The organism is Vibrio sp. THAF64, from assembly GCF_009363455.1.
Lineage (GTDB): Bacteria > Pseudomonadota > Gammaproteobacteria > Enterobacterales > Vibrionaceae > Vibrio > Vibrio coralliilyticus.
In genome coordinates, this window is sequence record NZ_CP045355.1 from 2,806,302 (window position 1) to 2,824,285 (window position 17,984).

Genomic DNA, 17,984 nt, shown 5'->3' on the forward strand with positions numbered 1-17,984 from the left:
CAGTTGGAGCCTTTTCAATTCACCCTATTTTCCCTAACTTAACACTCACTATAAAACGAACAAGGAAGACTTTATGTCTGCCAACTCTCCCTCAATGTCTTGGCTAGAAACGATTCGTAGTTATTATGATAAACGCCTGCTATGGGTGTTTATGCTCGGTTGCTCAAGTGGCTTTCCATGGGTTTTGATCGGCTCTAACATGTCGGGTTGGTTAAAAGACGCTGGCTTAACACGTGCAGCGATTGGCTACTTCGGCAGTGTATTCGCGGTTTACGCAATTAACTTTCTGTGGGCTCCGCTCGTGGATCGGGTCAAGCTTCCGGTTCTACATGCAGTACTAGGCCAACGCCGTAGTTGGATTTTTTTCTGTCAGTCATTGGTGCTAGTCAGCACTTTGTTTATTGCAGGTGTCGACCCTTCACAAAACTTGATGTTCACATCTATGCTGGCGCTGGGTATCGCAATTGCGTCTGCAACTCAGGATATCGCCATCGATGCATTCCGTATCGATACTTTCCCTAAATCCGATTCATCCAAGCTGCCTCAAGCCTCAGCGATGGCGGTGATTGGTTGGTGGACCGGCTATTCACTACCAGGTTACGTAGCCTTCATCAATGCTGACTCAATCGGTTGGAATGGTGTGTACTATGGCATGGCAGCTATCGTCGGCATCTTGATGCTGTTTACTCTGCTAGTTGGTGAACCAACAACCAATCGTGAAGCCCTCCAACAACAAGCGGAAGCTCGCCATAACAAAATCGTCGGTTCTAAAACTGCATCTTGGATAAGCGTTACTGTGGTTGAGCCTTTCCTCGATTTCTTTAAACGCAATGGTGTCAAGGTAGCAATAACTCTATTGCTGTTTGTGTTCCTGTTTAAGATCGGCGAAGCCTTCTTGGGTCGAATGTCCATCGCCTTCTATAAAGAAGTGGGCTTTAGCAACGAACAAATCGGCTATTACTCTAAGTTGATTGGTTGGGGAGCAACTATACTCTTCACCTTAGTCGGCAGCATGTTCAACGTTCGTTTTGGCATCGTACGCGGTTTGATGATTGGCGGTATCGCCATGGCAGGCAGCAACTTAATGTTTGCTTGGATTGCCTCTGTTGGACCAAATGAGCACTTGTTCCTAGCCACAATTATCGTCGATAACTTTACAACGGCATTCTCAACCGTTGCGTTTGTTTCTTTCCTCACTGTACTCACGGGCCAGGCATTCTCCGCGACGCAATATGCGTTGTTGGCCTCCTTAGGGAACTTTGGACGAACAACATTAGCTTCATTCAGTGGAGAGTTGGTTGACTTCCTTGATGATTGGTCACTGTTCTTTATCATCACTTCACTAATGGTCATTCCGAGCTTAATTATGCTCTATTCACTGCGTCATTACTTCACGAACCTTTTGAATAAAGCCAAAGAGCGAGATGAAGAAGAAGCTAAAGAAGTAACATCCTCATAAAAAGAAAGGCTTGGCAAATGCCAAGCCTTTTTACTTTAAAGTTATTTCTATGGGTACATGCCTTTACCAAATAGGTTAAAGATACGCGCAACCCCTTGGGTGAAAATCATTGGTTCCGTCAACACGGTAAGACACAAACAGTCCTCTCCTTTTTGCGTGTAAGGACTGTGTTTAATTGAAGCATCTTTAACGAGGTAATCCCCTGCTTCATAATGACCGTCTTCATCACTAAACCCGCCATGCAGTATCAAAGTAGACTCGACTCCCTTGTGCGTATGTTGAGGTATCTTCACATCTTCTGAAATGTACATTAGATTCACTCTAACGCTATCGCCAATGTCGATTGGTGCACTATATACCTTGCCACCATAGCTTTTCCATTCTCCTAACTTATCTCGGAATCGAGATAGAGAAAGTGGCAGCTGAAAAGTTTTACCATTGACTTCAATGCTTGTTGGTTTTCTGATTGGTCGGGCGCTTTCTGGAGCAGGTTCAGTCTGCAAGATATCGTTCAGCATATCGTCGAAGTTGTTATCATCGAAAGCATCAAGCGACATTAACGCTTCACCATAACGACTCTCCAACTCCTGGACCTGTTTTTTACAAGTAGGGCAGCTCTCCAAATGAGTGGCAACAGTAAAACCATCGACTGCATCCAGACTGCCTTCAACATAAGCCTGCAACATATGCTGGTTTGGATGATAGCTCATAATCTTTCTACCTCTATTGAATGACGTAACTTCTCAACTGCAAGTCTCAGCCTAGATTTCACTGTTCCGACTGGAATATCGTACATATCAGCTACCTGCTGATGTGGTAGTTCCTCCAGATATACTGCTTGAACAACTTTTTTCTGGGCGTCAGGAAGGACATCTAAAAATTTTACGACCTGCTCCTTAAGCATTTCTTGTTCAGGCGCATAGTGCTCAACTAAGTCTGGCGGACAGTAATCGTTCGGCCATATGTCTTCAGAATGGATGTGTAAATCTTTACCACGCTGCTTTCGAAGAGTATCGAAACATAGGTTACGAGCAATTGTATAGATCCAAGTAGACAGCGAACTTTTCGACCCATCAAACAAATGACTTTTTTGCCATACCGTCGTCATTGTTTCTTGCACTAGCTCTAACGCCACTTGCTCGTTACCCATGTGCTTGTAGGTAAACTGTTTCAAACGTGGTGCAAAATGCCTGAAGACTAACGCGTAAGATGCTTTGTCTTTATCTTTAACTTTCTCCATACAGAGGAGCCAGTCTTGTTTTGCAAAAGATTCCGTGTCCGTAGAAGCCATGTTCAGGTCCTTGTCAGCACTTTTGGGGTTTTACGTACGAAAGAAGTGATTGGATCACTCTGTAAGTTTAGCTTTCAATCGATCGGGAGAGAAATTCTATTGCTTCATTGCAATCTTTTTGTCTCAGGAGAAAATCAAACTGATGCTGAGGGACGGGAAGTAGCTCAAGCCAACGCTGGCTCACCCAGCTTGCATCGTCAAAGAATCGTTGATCATACAATTCTCCAAGTTGAGGGAACTGCTTGTACACGGTGCGCAATTGATCGCTCAAGTATTTGTGCTGCTCAGACAACTGAGAAAATTCCCAGCTTGTACGCCATTCGACACGCGCTTTTCTCAACCCATCGAATTCCGTTCTAACTCTCTTTATTTCAAAGCATTTAAGTCCAACAACTGTCACCCCTAAAAGCCCGTCATCCAGCAATTCAAAGTCGACTATCTTCGCTAGAGATCCAACCGACGACAGTCGAGGAATGGAAGACAACTCATCCTGCTCAACTAAGCAAATACCGAACGTACCATCGGACTGACTCGCTTCTTTTATTAGTCTTTTGTACCTAGGTTCAAAAATTCGGAGCTTCATTTTCCCTTCAGGGAGAAGAATTGAACCTAGAGGAAACAGCATAATCTCAGACACTATTAATCACCCTTAATCAGTTTAAAATTAATTACGTAAAAAGTGAGAGTTCGATCAATCACTAAACGTGTTGATTATTTGACAAGCATAAAAATCAGCGCAAGCGCTTGCGTAAACGATACCCATATCACTTTCTGTGCAAAAAAATTATAGTTCCGTTACATTCCCAAAAAATGATCGTTAATGAGATCTCAGTCACTAGTTTTATGTATTTTTACACTCCGTATCACTATTAATTGAGATTTTTATCGTTATTATGCGCTCCAGTAAAAGCACAACGCAGATTGTGCAACAACGGCTATATGAATAAGCTTTGGTATTGAATAAACATAGAGAGTCCCACTATGCGCAAATCACTTTTAGCTCTTGGTGTTGTAGCAGCAATGTCTGCACCTGCAATGGCAGCTGATTACTCCGACGGCGATATCCACAAGAATGACTACAAATGGATGCAGTTCAACCTAATGGGTGCATTCAACGAAAAACCAGGTAACTCAACGCATGATTACCTAGAAATGGAATTTGGCGGTCGCTCTGGTCTATTCGACCTATACGGCTACGTGGATGTTTTCAACCTAACCTCAGATCCAGGCAGCGACAAAGCTGGTAAAGAAAAGATCTTTATGAAGTTTGCGCCGCGTATGTCTCTAGATGCACTTACTGGTAAAGACTTATCTTTCGGTCCTGTTCAAGAGTTATATGTTTCTACACTTATGGAATGGGGTGGTAACTCAGGTGTAAACACTCAGAAAGTAGGTATTGGTTCTGACGTAAACGTTCCATGGTTTGGTAAAGTAGGCTTAAACCTATACAGCACATACGATTCGAACAAGAAAGACTGGAACGGTTTTCAGGTTTCTACCAACTGGTTTAAGCCTTTCTACTTCTTTGAAAATGGTTCATTCATTTCTTACCAAGGTTATATTGATTACCAATTTGGCATGAAGAGCGAGTACTCTACGTCAAAAACTGGTGGTGCAATGTTTAACGGTATCTACTGGCACTCAGATCGCTTTGCTGTTGGTTACGGCCTAAAACTTTACCAAGATGTTTATGGTATCGAAGATACTCCGGGCTTCCGTTCATCAGGTGCAACTAACTACCTAGCGGTTACTTACAAGTTCTAAGCCACTAAAAGAACTTCATTGCCTTAAAAATGGTACCTTCGGGTGCCATTTTTTATTGGCTTTCGCTTAAACGGTGATTATCCTTGTGGGAAATTATCTGTTCGGCAAATCAGTGTGAATATCGTAATTCTTGGCCCTGGTGCTATTGGTACGCTATGGGCAACTAAACTCTCCACTTCAGGGCACAATGTCGCTGTGTGGTCTACTTCAATAGACCATCATATGAGTCTACAACTTGATGAATTACCGCCAATTCAATTTGATAACCGAGATATCGTTTCGATTAAGCAAGCTGACTTGTTACTAGTCACAGTAAAAGCGTGGCAGGTTAAGAGCGCACTTGAGCCATTAAAAGCGCATATTGCTCCAGAAACTATAATTACTCTGATGCACAATGGCATGGGGACCGCAGACTGGGTTTACGATACTTTTCCTGGCAACCCTTTGCTCCTTGCGACAACCACTCATGGCGCCTATAAGCCCACCAAACACCAAGTCATGCACACTGGCTTAGGCTTAACCCAAATAGGTGGTGTCAATCGTTCGGGGAAACAATGCCACTTTCTCCAACCAGTTTTGCAGCATGCGCTTCCAGAAGTCACTTGGTGTGACAATATTGAGCATGCTTTGTGGTCTAAGCTGGCCGTCAACTGCGCAATCAACCCGTTAACGGCTATTTTCCAAGTTAAGAACGGTGAGTTGGCTTCCGAGCAATATAAAAACCAACTTACCAATGTCATCGAAGAAGTCTTTCAAGTAATGAACGCCTGCTCCATCCCTATCGAGAAGTCTATGTTGGAATCGACGGTTCACCAAGTGATCCGTGCCACTGCCGAAAACTTCTCTTCTATGAAGCAAGATATTTACTATCAACGCAAATCTGAAATTGATTTTATTACCGGTTACTTACTGAAGCAGGCTAAAATTCATAATATTCAAGTCCCTGAAAATCAAGCTCTATACACTCAGATCCATCACATCGAACAAAGCTGGAAATCACAATGAATAAAAAAGTACTGGTCCCGATTGCACCGGGCACAGAAGAAATGGAAGCCGTCACCATCATCGACATGATGGTACGAGCTGGCTACGACGTTACTGTGGCCAGTGCTGATTTTGCTGGCCAGCTTACAATGAAAGCTTCCAGAGGCGTTACGCTCACTGCTGATTGTAAACTCGTCGATATCGCCGATGACGAATTCGATGCGGTGATCTTGCCTGGTGGTGTTGAAGGAGCAGAAACGTTTCGCGACAGTACAGTATTAGTTGAGATAGTTCGCCAACAAATGTACGAAGGAAAGCTGGTCGCCGCAATATGCGCCGCACCAGCGTTAGTACTGGCTCACCATAAGCTTTACCCTGACGCTTTAATGACCTGCCATCCTAGTTTTGAATCTCATATCAGTAAGGAAAATTGGCGAGTTAAACGCGTCACTTACGATATTAATCACAACTTGTTGACCAGCCAAGGCCCCGGTACTGCACTAGAATTTGCGATGGAAATCATCATTAACCTTTCAGGAAAAGAACACGCTTGGACGGTTGCCGAACCTATGGTGACGATTCCAACTCTGCAATATCACAAGCTAGGTGGCCTTGAGTCATGCTAGACGTTCATGCCATCCGTTCACAATTTCCTGCATTAACTCAAAACGTTAATGGGGAACAACTGGTGTATCTCGATAGTGCTGCAACTACACAAAAACCTGATTGTGTTATCAATGCAATTTCAGACTACTATCGCTCTCAAAATGCCAATGTTCACCGTGGTAGCCACAGCCTGACCGCGCAAGCAACCAGCCACTTTGAAACCGCTCGTCAAACCGTCGCAACCTTCATCGGTGCGGAGAGCAGCAAAGAAATCATCTGGACACGCGGAGCGACAGAAGCGCTTAACCTAATCGCACAAACATATGCTCGTAACACACTACAGCCCGATGATGAGATTCTGGTTAGTGAAATGGAACACCATGCCAATATCGTACCTTGGCAAATTGTCGCAGAGCAGACTGGAGCAAAAGTCATTAAAGTGCCAATGACCGCAGATTGCCAATGGGATATGGCGGCGTTTTCAGCTTTGCTTTCCGATAAAACCAAACTGGTGGCGCTGGCTCATATCACCAACGTGACGGGAACGCGTTTACCGATTGAATCAGTGATAGCTCAAGCGCATCAAGTGGGAGCGAAAGTGGTTGTCGATGGTGCTCAGGGTATTGTTCATGAAGCTGTTAACGTAAAAACGTTAGAAGCGGACTTTTATGTTTTTTCTGGGCATAAACTCTACGCACCTGCGGGTATTGGCGTTTTATACGGAAAATTGTCGCTGCTTGATGCTATGCCTCCATGGCACGGCGGGGGGAAAATGGTCGAAAAGGTGTCGTTTTCTGGAACCACTTTCAGCGAATTGCCAGGAAAATTCGAAGCAGGCACCCCCAATGTGGCAGGTGCGATTGCGTTAGCCACAGCGATAAACTGGTATCAGAGTTTTGAGCATACCGATGTAGAGAGTCATATTCATAGCCTGGTTCAGGATGCTAATCAAAGGCTATCTCAAATCGATGACATTAGGGTGTTAGGCTATCAAGCCAACGCTTCTGTGCTATCGTTTATCATTGAGGGTGCGCACCACCAAGATCTCGCAACATTACTTGACCAACAAGGCGTTGCCGTTCGTGCTGGCCACCACTGTGCTCACCCTCTAATGGACGCACTAGGTGTTAAAGGCACCGTGCGCGCTTCCTTTGCCATCTACAATACACAGCAAGATGTTGACAAACTGGTCGCCGCTGTAGAGAAAGCCGCAGATATGCTTTAGCGAGAAATAGAAAAGGGTTGACGCAAAACGACAACCCTTTTTAAAAGCGAGAAAGTAGTTCGATCTTAAAGTTCGTCAAAGGCCTCGATCGCTTCTGATAACTTCTTCACGCCGTGAATCTGCATTCCCGGAATACCGCCTTTAGGCATATTTGCAGCCGGAACGATGGCCTTTTTAAAGCCATGTTTAAATGCTTCATTCAGCCTTTCCTGCCCGCTAGGCACCGGACGAATCTCTCCAGCAAGACCCACTTCACCAAAAATCACCACATCTTTTGGTAGTGCTCTATCTCTGAAGCTAGAAAGAAGTGCCATCACCAAAGCCAAATCGGCACTGGTTTCCGTTACTTTAACCCCACCAACCACATTCACAAACACATCCTGATCCGCCATCTGCAGACCACCATGTTTATGTAAAACGGCCAACAACAGCGACAATCTATTTTGTTCAAGACCAACGGCAACACGTCGTGGGTTGGCCAACTGGGAGTAATCCACCAGTGCCTGAATTTCCACCAGCAGTGGACGAGTGCCTTCCCATACCACCATAACGGAGCTGCCTGAGGTCTCTTCCTCACCACGAGAAAGAAAAATAGCTGAAGGGTTACTGACTTCTTTCAACCCCTGCCCTGTCATGGCGAACACGCCCAACTCATTCACAGCACCAAAACGGTTCTTGTGACTGCGAAGCGTTCTGAACCTACTATCTGTACCGCCATCAAGCAGCACAGAGCAATCGATGATGTGCTCAAGCACTTTAGGCCCAGCCAAGGTGCCATCTTTAGTCACGTGGCCAACAATGAACACTGCGACATTATTTTGTTTAGCGTAACGGGTTAACGCGGTCGCTGACTCCCTTACTTGCGCCACACTGCCCGGCGAAGATTGAACATCCGCCACATGCATCACCTGAATCGAGTCAATCACTAAAATCTTTGGTTGTTCTTTTTCTGCAATCTGGCAAATTCGATCAACATTGGTTTCTGATAGCATTTTTAGATTGTCTTTAGGCAACCCCAGGCGGGAAGCTCTCATCGCAACCTGCTGAAGCGACTCTTCACCGGTGACATACAAAGTCGGCATCTGAGATGCTAAATAGCACATGGTCTGTAACAACAGCGTTGATTTACCTGCACCAGGGTTACCACCGATCAAAATCGCAGCTCCAGGAACAACGCCCCCACCAAGTACTCGGTCCAGCTCCTTAAAACCACTGGTAAAGCGCGGAACTTCCTGCAGATCGATGTCAGATAACGTCTGAACCTGAGTTTCACCTGAATTTCCTGCGTAGCCAGTCAGTCGCTCGTTTCTTGCTGCCGCAGGGGATGCAGCTAGCCTGACCTCACTAATCGTATTCCATGCGCCACAAGCATTACATTGTCCCTGCCAACGTGGAAAATCCGCGCCACAGTCATTACATACGTATGCTCTTTTTGCCTTTGCCATATCACCTCGGACCTGTATTTGTGACAATGCCGTTATCATTCGTCACCTATTCACCTTGATTCGGTGTAACATATCATTAAAGATCTTTATATCAAGGCCGATATTCAGAGTAAGGGACAAGCTAACAAAAATATATGCAGCAGCCAGAGATTTTATCTTTAGCAGAACGACTGATTCCTGCTTACAACTCCGATGATTTTGAATACCTTCTCGCCCAAATGACCGAAGGAGAGGCTCCATCGGTCAAAATTCTGGTTAAGATGGAACTTAACCGTGTGATGGCTCCCTGTACTAAAAGTGTTGACCTGCGCGGACGCGTCAAGGGCGAATGCCGTGAGTATGAACTCGATGGTGTCAAACATTGGCTAGACGACGTAGCTTTTAATGCTTACCACAAAAATACCCGTAAGTTTGGTGGCTATACCGAAGGCGTTTGGGAAGCACTGTGCAACACCCATAATAACTTTCGCGTCATGCAAAAACGTGGCAAACCACAAGGCATTGAGTTTTCAGAAAAAAGCACAGCCTACGATGTTGAAGCGATTAACTTGGGTTACGACCTTAAGCGACGTGAAAACCGTCTAAAACTTTCCTCCCAAATTGAATTTCAGGTCAATAAAGACCAATTAGTCCACGCCACAACCGTGGATATATCTCCCTCTGGCGCCAAATTTAAAGTACCTTCTGCCTTTAACTACAAACTTGGAGAAATCATTGCTGTTCGCTTTGTTGAGCTCGCGAAAAACAGTGAAGTAGAAGGATTGAACACTCCCATCAACTACCGAATTGTCGGTATCGATGAGTCCTATGAAAACGATGCAGTAAAATACCTACGTCTGCTCAAGCTAGATGAAACAACAGTGGTCGAAGAGGTCATCGAAGACCAACTAAAAAATGACACCCAACGTTCCCGTCACGACAATCAAGACAAGGTCATCCGAGCACGTTCTAGGGGATACGAGCATACCTTCCTGAAACACACCTGCAATTTACCTGTATTCTTCAGTGGCAGTGAACTCAAATTGGCGTTGATGACTGAAAACAACCAACCTATCTGGCAGTACTGGCAGGATGAACGCAATCAACAAGCCCTGACGACCTTATTTAACAAGGAAAGAATCGAGCACCTAACGAAGCCGGGCATGCGCGGCAGCAACAACGTGTTTTATTCATTCACTCATGAACATCAGGGAAAAACCTTGTTCTTCTCGATGATGATGCCAGAAGCCACCCGCCAAGTGCGCCAACTTTTCTGGCATGTTGGGGCGAAAAAAGAAAGCTGGCGCGCATTCCGCCTGCATGTTTTTGAGTTGTCAGACAGCGAACGAAGCGAGTTAGCCAATCACTCCACTGAGCTGGATTTTGACACCAAAACCTTGACTCATTGCGGTATCTTGCAGGAGCTTTCAACAGAGGCTACCAATCAAGATTATCTGTTAACAGAAAAACCTCGCTTACCGAGCAGCGAGTTAAATCGCTTCCGCCATGCACGTAACCCGGAAAGCAATCCGGTTTGCCTCTATTTCGATGCAAAGTCTCGCCGCAAAGAACCTCGCTTTCAATTCCGTTCGCCAATAGAGATGACTTGTAATCAAAATATTGCCCATGCTGGTGTGACGCTTGATATATCAAAGCGTGGTATTAGTGTTGCGCTGACTTCTCCGAGTTCACTAAAAGCAGGGGAGATGTGTTCGGTTAACTTTAAAGAACTCAGCCTTTATGACAAAAAGCTCCCTCTCGATTGTGTGCCTTACTCGGTAGTTAGAATTTCCCCTGGAGGAAAACGTCTTCAGTTGGTGATGCAAGAAGACAGCAACACAATGCGTACCATCGCCTTTTTCGGCAAACTGATCGAGCATAATCAAGACAAGCTTATTGCCAAGAAAGAGTTATTGCCAAGTAACCTTTTGCTCGAAGGGCTGCATGACATCCTCTTGGATAAAATTGTCAGTTCTCCAATTTTCGTCGAAAAACGCGGAAAAAACCTCAAGCCTCGAGTTATTGGAGTCAATTTCCCTCTAGCTCCACACTTGGTCGTACTGGCAAAGCTTGGACAGGACGAGAATTTTTCTCTGGAACCTATTTATAAAGGTCACACTAATACCTTACTGGCACAACCGATGCGTCGCATAGACGGTACACAGCCAAAATTTCAGGAAGTCTATTTGTCGATTTCTCAATTTGGCACACGGATTCAGTCATACGAGTCTAAATTGGTGAGTGAGTTTGACTCTCTTAAAGAGCGTGTGGCCTTTATTAAGAATGCCCAGTCTATGGGTGAGTTTTATGCCTTACGGGTATGCAGTGCCCCAGTATTTGATCCTATGAGTGCCCTACTGCAAGAAGATATTAAAGAGCTGGCACCAATCAGTATGCATCAGGCAAGAAGTTTGGAAAAAGAGATCAACGGCATAATGGGCTACGGCGAAATTACCGATATTACAGAAGAAGTGTTGATTCGCCTTGAGCTGACAAAATAGAAAAGCGAGGGTACACCCTCGCTTTTTTTGTGTTTGTTATGGTGCAGGCTTGAAGCTTATCTTCTTCTGTTTCACCAATGCCGCTGAAAGGATACACAAGACACCACCCAGTCCAGAATATCGCACCGCGGTTTGTGCCTGCTGCTCGACCTTAGGTTTGGCGTGATAAGCAATGCCCAAACCAGCAGCTGACATCATAACGAGATCGTTCGCGCCATCTCCAACTGCTATGGTATTGTGTGGTTCAATCTCATATTTCTCCGCCAGTTCTTCAAGAATATCCGCTTTGGTTTGTGCAGAAACCACATCACCCAGCACCTTACCAGTCAGCTTACCGTCAATGATTTCCAGCTGATTGGATTGAGCATGGTCGAGCTTCAACGTCTCCTTGAGGTAGTCGGAGAAATAAGTAAATCCACCAGAAGCAATCGCCGTTTTCCAGCCAAACTGATGCAAGGTATGTACAAGCTCAGGCAAATCTGGCATCAGGGGAAGTTCATTGCGGACACTGGATAAAATGCTTTCATCCGCTCCAGTCAGCGCCGCAACTCGCTGGCGTAGGCTTTGTTCAAAGTCGAGCTCACCCTGCATGGCTCGCTCGGTCACTTCGGAGACTTCTTCACCAACTCCCGCCAGTTTGGCGATTTCATCAATGCATTCAATCTGAATAGCGGTCGAGTCCATATCCATGACAATCAAGCCAGGTTTCGATAGATCTGGCAGATCGTTCAGCGGCGCATAATCAAGCTCAATACCTTGAAGGATTTTCTCGTGTTCCGCTGTCAACTCACCTTGCATCAGGGCTACTTCATATTGACCAACCTTCCACACATCAACGACTGCGTTATAGCAGCCAGTAAAAAAGTCGATATCTTCAAACAGTTTTGGCGACAAATATTTCGCAAACACAATCCAATTTGCTTTGGCTTTGTCGAAATTGTTCGCTAAGCGCGTTTCTGGCAGTCGGTTATAAAGTGATGTATGCCTTTGAATAGAAAGAGTCTTAAACGTTTCCATGTAAATCATTCCTAAAAAATCTCCTCACACGTTAACCTATTGCAATTTAGCAGCGCAAGTATCAATATGCTCTATAGCAAAATTAACCTCGGTTTGGGTGTGTATGGAATCCTCTCTGTTTTCATTTCGTATGGCCGTAAGAGCACTCGCCATTCTTTCCCTGATTGCCATGGTGGCAGTTATCGGCGTCAACAGCGTTAAAATTACAAAAGGTAATGAGCAGATTCAGAAAAATCAGCTGGAAACGCTGATTAAAGTTCTGGTATCGCAAGCCTCATTATCTGCAGGCGATATGATCGTCAATCAAGACCAAGAGCGATTATTGAAGCTGACGAACCAGTTAGCTCAAGATAATTTGGTGTTTGATGCCACCATTTACGATGCGGAAGGTATTCGTTTAGCATCCAGCGATAAAGGCAAAAGTGTGCGCGAAATTCTTGGTTTAGATACGCCGCTTGAAACCGCTCGGATCGGTAAACAGCAACTTGTCGAGCCAATTATGCACGATAACTCTGTTCTTGGTTTTGTACGCATTACTTTTGAAACAGGTAAAGTAACCGCGTTCTCCGATCATTATTACCGCAAAAGTGATCGCTATATGTATACCATGGTTGGGATGAGCTTTATTGCGGGTTTATTGCTTGCGGTCGTCATTCGTCGAAAGCCAAAGAAAAAAGGCGAAAACCTGCTGTTAAAAGATATGTAGAGCGATAAAGAAAGGGTTGACCCATTAGGTCAACCCTTTCTTGTTCGTACGGTTGCACTAGCTCAGATAGCCAACAGCATCTTACGCTTCATCACCAAGTAGAACCGAGTCTAGGGCAACGATCATCATGTCATTGAAAGTCGTCTGACGCTCGTCCGACGTAGTCTGCTCGCCCGTTTTGATGTGATCAGATACAGTACAGATAGTCAGAGCTTTCGCACCGTACTCAGCACAAACGCCGTAGATACCAGCCGCTTCCATTTCAACACCAACAATACCGTACTTGTCCATTACATCGAACATTTCTGGATCTGGCGTATAGAACAGTTCCGCGGAAAACAGGTTACCGACTTTCACTTCGATACCACGTGCTTTAGCCGCCTCTTCTGCTGCTCGAACCATCTTGTAGTCAGCAATAGCAGCAAAGTCATGGCCTTTAAAGCGAATGCGATTTACTTTAGAGTCAGTACAAGCGCCCATACCAATCACAACATCACGTACTTTGATGTCTTCGCTAACTGCACCACAGCTACCTACACGGATGATTTTCTTCACACCGTAGTCTTTAATCAGCTCAGTAGCATAGATTGAACAAGATGGGATACCCATACCGTGGCCCATCACAGACACTTTACGACCTTTGTAAGTTCCTGTGAAACCGAACATATTACGTACATCACAGACCTGAACGACATCTTCTAGGAAGGTTTCTGCAATGTACTTCGCGCGTAGCGGGTCACCTGGCATAAGAACGACATCTGCGAATGCACCCGTTTCAGCATTAATATGTGGAGTTGCCATGTCTGTTAATTCCTTAACTAAGTTAAATGTTGTCAGAGAGGTGGTTTACCTCTCTAACTCTCTCATTACAAAAAGTTTTTACCGTAATCCATTGGTGAAGTACCAAAGTACGTCGCTAATGATTGACCAATATCCGCAAAAGACTCACGCAGGCCTAGAGAACCAGCTGGCACTTTCTGACCATAAACGATCACAGGGATGTGTTCACGTGTGTGGTCAGTACCTGGCCAAGTTGGGTCACAACCGTGGTCGGCCGTCAGGATTAAAACATCGTCCTCCTCCATCAGCTCCATCACTTCATGGATACGACCATCGAAGTACTCAAGCGCAGCAGCATAGCCAGCTACGTCACGGCGGTGACCATAGGCAGAATCAAAATCAACAAAGTTTGTGAAGACGATAGTATTGTCGCCCGCTTCTTTTATTGCCTCTTTTGTAGCTTCAAAGAGCGCTGGAATACCTGTTGCTTTAGTCTTCTTGGTGATACCACAGCCAGCGTAAATGTCAGAGATCTTACCGATCGAGTGAACTTCACCGCCCTTCTCCTCAACAAGCTTCTGTAGAATCGTCGCTGAAGGTGGCTCAACAGACAGATCGCGGCGATTACCTGTACGCTCAAACTGGCCTTTACCCGGGCCAATGAATGGGCGAGCGATAACACGGCCGATGTTGTAGTCTTCAAGCTCTTCGCGTGCGATCTGACAAAGCTCAAGCAAACGATCTAGGCCGAAGGTTTCTTCATGGCAAGCGATCTGGAATACCGAATCCGCCGACGTATAGAAGATAGGTTGCCCTGTCTTCATATGCTCTTCACCAAGATCATCCAGTACCTGAGTGCCCGACGCATGGCAGTTACCAAGGAAACCGTCTAGACCAGCACGCTCAAGAATGCGATCTGTCAGCTCTTTCGGGAAGCTGTTGGCTTTATCGGTGAAGTAGCCCCAGTCAAACAGAACCGGAACACCAGCAATTTCCCAGTGGCCTGACGGCGTGTCTTTACCTGAAGATAGCTCGGCAGCATGGCCGTAAGCACCAATGATCTCCGCCTCAGTATCCAAACCTGGCGCAAAGCGACCCGTTGATTCTTTGTGGGCCATTGCTAAACCAAGCTTTGACAGATTAGGCAACGTCAGTGGCCCTTTACGATCAGCGTTGTCCGCTAGACCTTTATCACATTGGTCTGCGATATGGCCCAGAGTGTCTGAACCAACATCACCAAATTTCTCAGCGTCTGCTGTCTCACCGATTCCAAAAGAATCCAGTACTAATATAAATGCTCTTTTCATTGCTCTTCCTCAGGCCCACCGGTAATCATTTTTATATGGCGGGCCTTAGTGTAATTTTTGATTAAACGTCTTCTGCGCGGATCTGACGATAAACCTCAGGCGTTGGAGTATACTCACCGCCGATAGTAATAGCCTGCTTCAGCGCTTCAGCCGCTTCAAGCCATTGCTCTTCACTACGTGCATGAATCACGGCCAGTGGTTTGTCACTCGATGCTTTTTCACCAAGGCGGATAAACCCGTCAAAACCCACAGCATAGTCAATTTCGTCTGTTGCAACACGGCGACCGCCACCCATGGAGACAACCGCCATACCGATTGCACGAGTGTCCATTGCCGATACCACACCGTCCTCATCAGCGAAGACTGGTTTAATGATTTCTGCTTTTTCCAGATAGTTTTCGTAGTTTTCAACAAAATCGGCCGGGCCACCTAGGCCTGCGACCATCTTGCCAAAGCACTGAGCAGCTTTACCGTTATCCAAAACTTCCATCAGTTTGGCGCGTGCATCTTCTGTGTCGTCAGCCAGTTTAGCCAACACCAACATTTCTGCACATGACGCCATCGTAACTTCAAGTAAACGAGGGTTGCGGTATTCACCCGTCAGAAACTGAACTGCTTCACGTACTTCGACTGCGTTACCCGCGGAAGAAGCCAGAACTTGGTTCATGTCAGTTAGGATAGCTGTTGTCTTGGTACCTGCGCCGTTTGCTACTGCTACGATAGATTTAGCGAGCTCTTCAGATGCTTCATAGGTTGGCATGAATGCGCCAGAACCCACTTTCACATCCATAACCAATGACTCAAGACCAGCAGCGAGTTTCTTAGACAGGATTGAAGCCGTGATCAGTGAAATGTTGTCAACCGTCGCGGTAATGTCGCGGGTTGCGTAAACACGCTTATCGGCTGGCGCTAAGTCGCCTGTTTGACCAATGATGGCAACACCTGCGTCTTTCGTGACATCACCGAACACTTCATTGGTTGGCGTGATGTTGTAGCCGGGAATCGACTCCAATTTATCTAGCGTACCGCCAGTATGGCCAAGACCTCGGCCAGAGATCATTGGAACAAAACCGCCACATGCCGCGACCATTGGGCCAAGCATCAATGACGTCACGTCACCAACACCACCTGTTGAATGCTTATCTACAATTGGACCGCCAAATTCTTTATGGCTCCAGTCGATAACCATACCGGAATCACGCATCGCACACGTCAGCGCAATACGCTCTGGCATTGTCATTTCATTGAAAAAGATAGCCATCGCAAAGGCTGCGATTTGACCTTCAGAAACGGTGTTTTTAGCCACACCTTGGATAAAGAAATTGATTTCGTCGGCAGTCAGGACTTCGCCGTCGCGTTTTTTACGAATGATTTCTTGAGGTAAATACATTAGTTCCTCCCACACAAACAAGGTGGTTAGTAGAGTAAAAGGTAATGTGGTGAGCTTTCGCTCACCACATTCAGACTTTTAATTAGTACGCTGCAGGGTCTGCAGTTTCGTCTGTTACTTCTAATGTATTTAGTAGGTTAGTTAGCAGGCTTGACGCACCGAAACGGTAATGACGAGCATCAACCCAGTTGTCGCCCAAAATCTCATCAGCCATTGCTAGATACGCTGCTGCATCTTCAGCCGTGCGTACACCACCTGCTGGTTTGAAACCAACAGATTCTGCAACATTCATATCACGAATAACTTCTAGCATCATGCGTGCATATTCAGGTGTTGCATTGACTGGCACTTTACCCGTTGAAGTCTTAATGAAGTCAGCGCCTGCTTTGATTGAAATTTCAGAGGCTTTCTTAATTAGTGCTTCTTCTTTCAGCTCACCGGTTTCGATGATAACTTTCAGAAGAATGTCACCACACGCTGCTTTACATTGCTTAACGAGCTCGAAGCCTACTTCCTCGTTACCTGCCATTAGAGCACGGTATGGGAATACAACGTCCACTTCATCCGCACCGTAAGCAACGGCCGCTTTAGTTTCAGCAACAGCGATATCAATATCGTCATTACCGTGTGGGAAGTTCGTTACTGTCGCAATACGAACGTCTGGTGTACCTTGCTCGCGAAGTGTCTTCTTAGCAATAGGAATAAAGCGAGGATAAATACAGATCGCAGCTGTGTTTCCGACAGCTGATTTTGCGTCATGACATAGTGAGATCACTTTTGCATCAGTGTCATCATCATTTAGCGTAGTAAGATCCATAAGTTTAAGTGCACGTAGTGCTGCTGCTTTTAAATCGCTCATTTCTATCTCCGATCAATATTCATAAAATTATCTGCTCAACCCAATGTAGGTTGTACAGTCATTAATGAACGGACTTGGTTCCCTGAAGACTTAGGAACAAACAGCGAATTTGCCCCCAATTGCTATCCTTGTCACCGCACAGTACCAGTTTGGTCTATGGCACAACAATCTGCGATTGCGGTGTCTAACGGTATCTGTAGCCGATTGCCCAATGTTCTGACATCGCTACAACTAGCACCAATCATACTCCTTGTATTAACGGGCGCTAGCTAAAAAACTTTTCAATAATCCATTGATAAGTCACACCACCAAGATAAACCCCAACGATTCCCATAACGCCAGCTAGTGCAGGCGGTGCAGGAATGGGCAACTTAATGGCAGAAAACAGGACTCCAACGACAAAGCCCGCAAGGGCTGCGAGGAAAACTTCATTCATGAGTTTTACCCTACTCTCTATATTTACATACATTATAGATATTCGTCGCAGAACTGTAGTGGCTCATAGAGCGCAAACGGTTTGTATCTCAAAAAAGATTCCGTGCAACGTTTGTTCAATCTTCATGACCGACAAACGCTATGAATCCAGTTGTCTGAATCCACTCCAGACTCATCTCGAATCAAGCCAAATATTCAATAAAGCTTGTATTCGAGTCTTTCCCTACTAACAAACT

17 protein-coding genes are annotated in these 17,984 nt (G+C 45.5%); 7 read left to right on the plus strand and 10 right to left on the minus strand.

Annotated features, from left to right (window positions below; all coding sequences use genetic code 11):
• The first annotated feature begins 73 nt into the window (after nt 1–73).
• Nucleotides 74–1,459 (plus strand): MFS transporter, encoded by a 1,386-nt coding sequence (locus tag FIU99_RS13095; RefSeq protein ID WP_006957956.1) that lies wholly within the window; start codon nt 74–76, stop codon nt 1,457–1,459.
• A gap of 47 nt (nt 1,460–1,506) precedes the next feature.
• On the opposite strand, the gene FIU99_RS13100 is transcribed toward FIU99_RS13095, so the two are convergent.
• From FIU99_RS13100 to FIU99_RS13110, 3 genes are all read right to left on the minus strand, one after another.
• On the minus strand, nt 1,507–2,169 hold the full coding sequence (locus FIU99_RS13100) for a ChrR family anti-sigma-E factor (RefSeq protein WP_006957957.1): 663 nt from the start codon (nt 2,167–2,169) through the stop codon (nt 1,507–1,509).
• Entirely contained in the window at nt 2,166–2,750 is a 585-nt protein-coding gene (locus FIU99_RS13105) for an RNA polymerase sigma factor (protein ID WP_006957958.1), read from the minus strand. Before FIU99_RS13105 ends, FIU99_RS13100 begins: the two co-directional genes overlap by 4 nt.
• Nucleotides 2,751–2,817: 67 nt before the next feature.
• Nucleotides 2,818–3,387, minus strand: a complete 570-nt coding sequence (locus FIU99_RS13110) for an LON peptidase substrate-binding domain-containing protein (protein WP_039951259.1) — start codon at nt 3,385–3,387, stop codon at nt 2,818–2,820.
• 344 nt (nt 3,388–3,731) lie between these two features.
• Here FIU99_RS13110 and FIU99_RS13115 point away from each other — a divergent pair, with 344 nt between their 5' ends.
• The 4 genes from FIU99_RS13115 to csdA all read left to right on the plus strand — a co-directional run bounded on the left by FIU99_RS13115 (nt 3,732) and on the right by csdA (nt 7,329).
• Nucleotides 3,732–4,514: an outer membrane protein OmpK gene (locus FIU99_RS13115; RefSeq protein ID WP_006957960.1), complete on the plus strand. Its 783-nt coding sequence runs from the start codon at nt 3,732–3,734 to the stop codon at nt 4,512–4,514.
• A gap of 114 nt (nt 4,515–4,628) precedes the next feature.
• Nucleotides 4,629–5,519 carry a 2-dehydropantoate 2-reductase gene (panE, locus tag FIU99_RS13120; protein WP_039951299.1) on the plus strand — a complete coding sequence of 297 codons (891 nt, stop codon included), beginning with the start codon at nt 4,629–4,631 and terminating at the stop codon, nt 5,517–5,519.
• Entirely contained in the window at nt 5,516–6,124 is a 609-nt protein-coding gene (locus FIU99_RS13125) for a DJ-1 family glyoxalase III (RefSeq protein WP_006957962.1), read from the plus strand. The genes panE and FIU99_RS13125 overlap by 4 nt, the downstream gene beginning before the upstream one ends.
• Entirely contained in the window at nt 6,118–7,329 is a 1,212-nt protein-coding gene (gene csdA / locus FIU99_RS13130; protein ID WP_006957963.1) for a cysteine desulfurase CsdA, read from the plus strand. The genes FIU99_RS13125 and csdA overlap by 7 nt, the downstream gene beginning before the upstream one ends.
• A gap of 65 nt (nt 7,330–7,394) precedes the next feature.
• Here the strand turns inward: csdA and radA are convergent, their stop codons facing one another.
• A complete protein-coding gene (gene radA, locus FIU99_RS13135) occupies nt 7,395–8,774 on the minus strand; it encodes a DNA repair protein RadA (protein WP_038163566.1) in 1,380 nt (459 codons plus the stop codon).
• A gap of 134 nt (nt 8,775–8,908) precedes the next feature.
• On the opposite strand from radA, the gene FIU99_RS13140 reads away from it, so the two are divergent.
• Complete coding sequence (locus FIU99_RS13140; RefSeq protein ID WP_006957965.1) at nt 8,909–11,254, plus strand: PilZ domain-containing protein; 2,346 nt, start codon at nt 8,909–8,911, stop codon at nt 11,252–11,254.
• Nucleotides 11,255–11,290: 36 nt separating this feature from the next.
• On the opposite strand, the gene serB is transcribed toward FIU99_RS13140, so the two are convergent.
• Nucleotides 11,291–12,271, minus strand: a complete 981-nt coding sequence (gene serB, locus FIU99_RS13145; protein WP_006957966.1) for a phosphoserine phosphatase — start codon at nt 12,269–12,271, stop codon at nt 11,291–11,293.
• 103 nt (nt 12,272–12,374) lie between these two features.
• Here serB and FIU99_RS13150 point away from each other — a divergent pair, with 103 nt between their 5' ends.
• Nucleotides 12,375–12,977, plus strand: a complete 603-nt coding sequence (locus FIU99_RS13150) for a YtjB family periplasmic protein (protein ID WP_006957967.1) — start codon at nt 12,375–12,377, stop codon at nt 12,975–12,977.
• Between the two features lie 81 nt (nt 12,978–13,058).
• Here FIU99_RS13150 and deoD read toward each other — a convergent pair whose 3' ends face one another.
• The 5 genes from deoD to FIU99_RS13175 all read right to left on the minus strand — a co-directional run bounded on the left by deoD (nt 13,059) and on the right by FIU99_RS13175 (nt 17,749).
• A complete protein-coding gene (gene deoD, locus FIU99_RS13155) occupies nt 13,059–13,778 on the minus strand; it encodes a purine-nucleoside phosphorylase (protein ID WP_006957968.1) in 720 nt (239 codons plus the stop codon).
• A gap of 65 nt (nt 13,779–13,843) precedes the next feature.
• On the minus strand, nt 13,844–15,064 hold the full coding sequence (locus FIU99_RS13160; RefSeq protein WP_006957969.1) for a phosphopentomutase: 1,221 nt from the start codon (nt 15,062–15,064) through the stop codon (nt 13,844–13,846).
• 61 nt (nt 15,065–15,125) lie between these two features.
• A complete protein-coding gene (gene deoA, locus FIU99_RS13165) occupies nt 15,126–16,454 on the minus strand; it encodes a thymidine phosphorylase (RefSeq protein ID WP_006957970.1) in 1,329 nt (442 codons plus the stop codon).
• Between the two features lie 82 nt (nt 16,455–16,536).
• Nucleotides 16,537–17,313: a deoxyribose-phosphate aldolase gene (deoC, locus tag FIU99_RS13170; RefSeq protein ID WP_006957971.1), complete on the minus strand. Its 777-nt coding sequence runs from the start codon at nt 17,311–17,313 to the stop codon at nt 16,537–16,539.
• A gap of 265 nt (nt 17,314–17,578) precedes the next feature.
• Nucleotides 17,579–17,749, minus strand: a complete 171-nt coding sequence (locus FIU99_RS13175) for a XapX domain-containing protein (protein WP_006957973.1) — start codon at nt 17,747–17,749, stop codon at nt 17,579–17,581.
• Between the last annotated feature and the right edge of the window lie 235 nt (nt 17,750–17,984).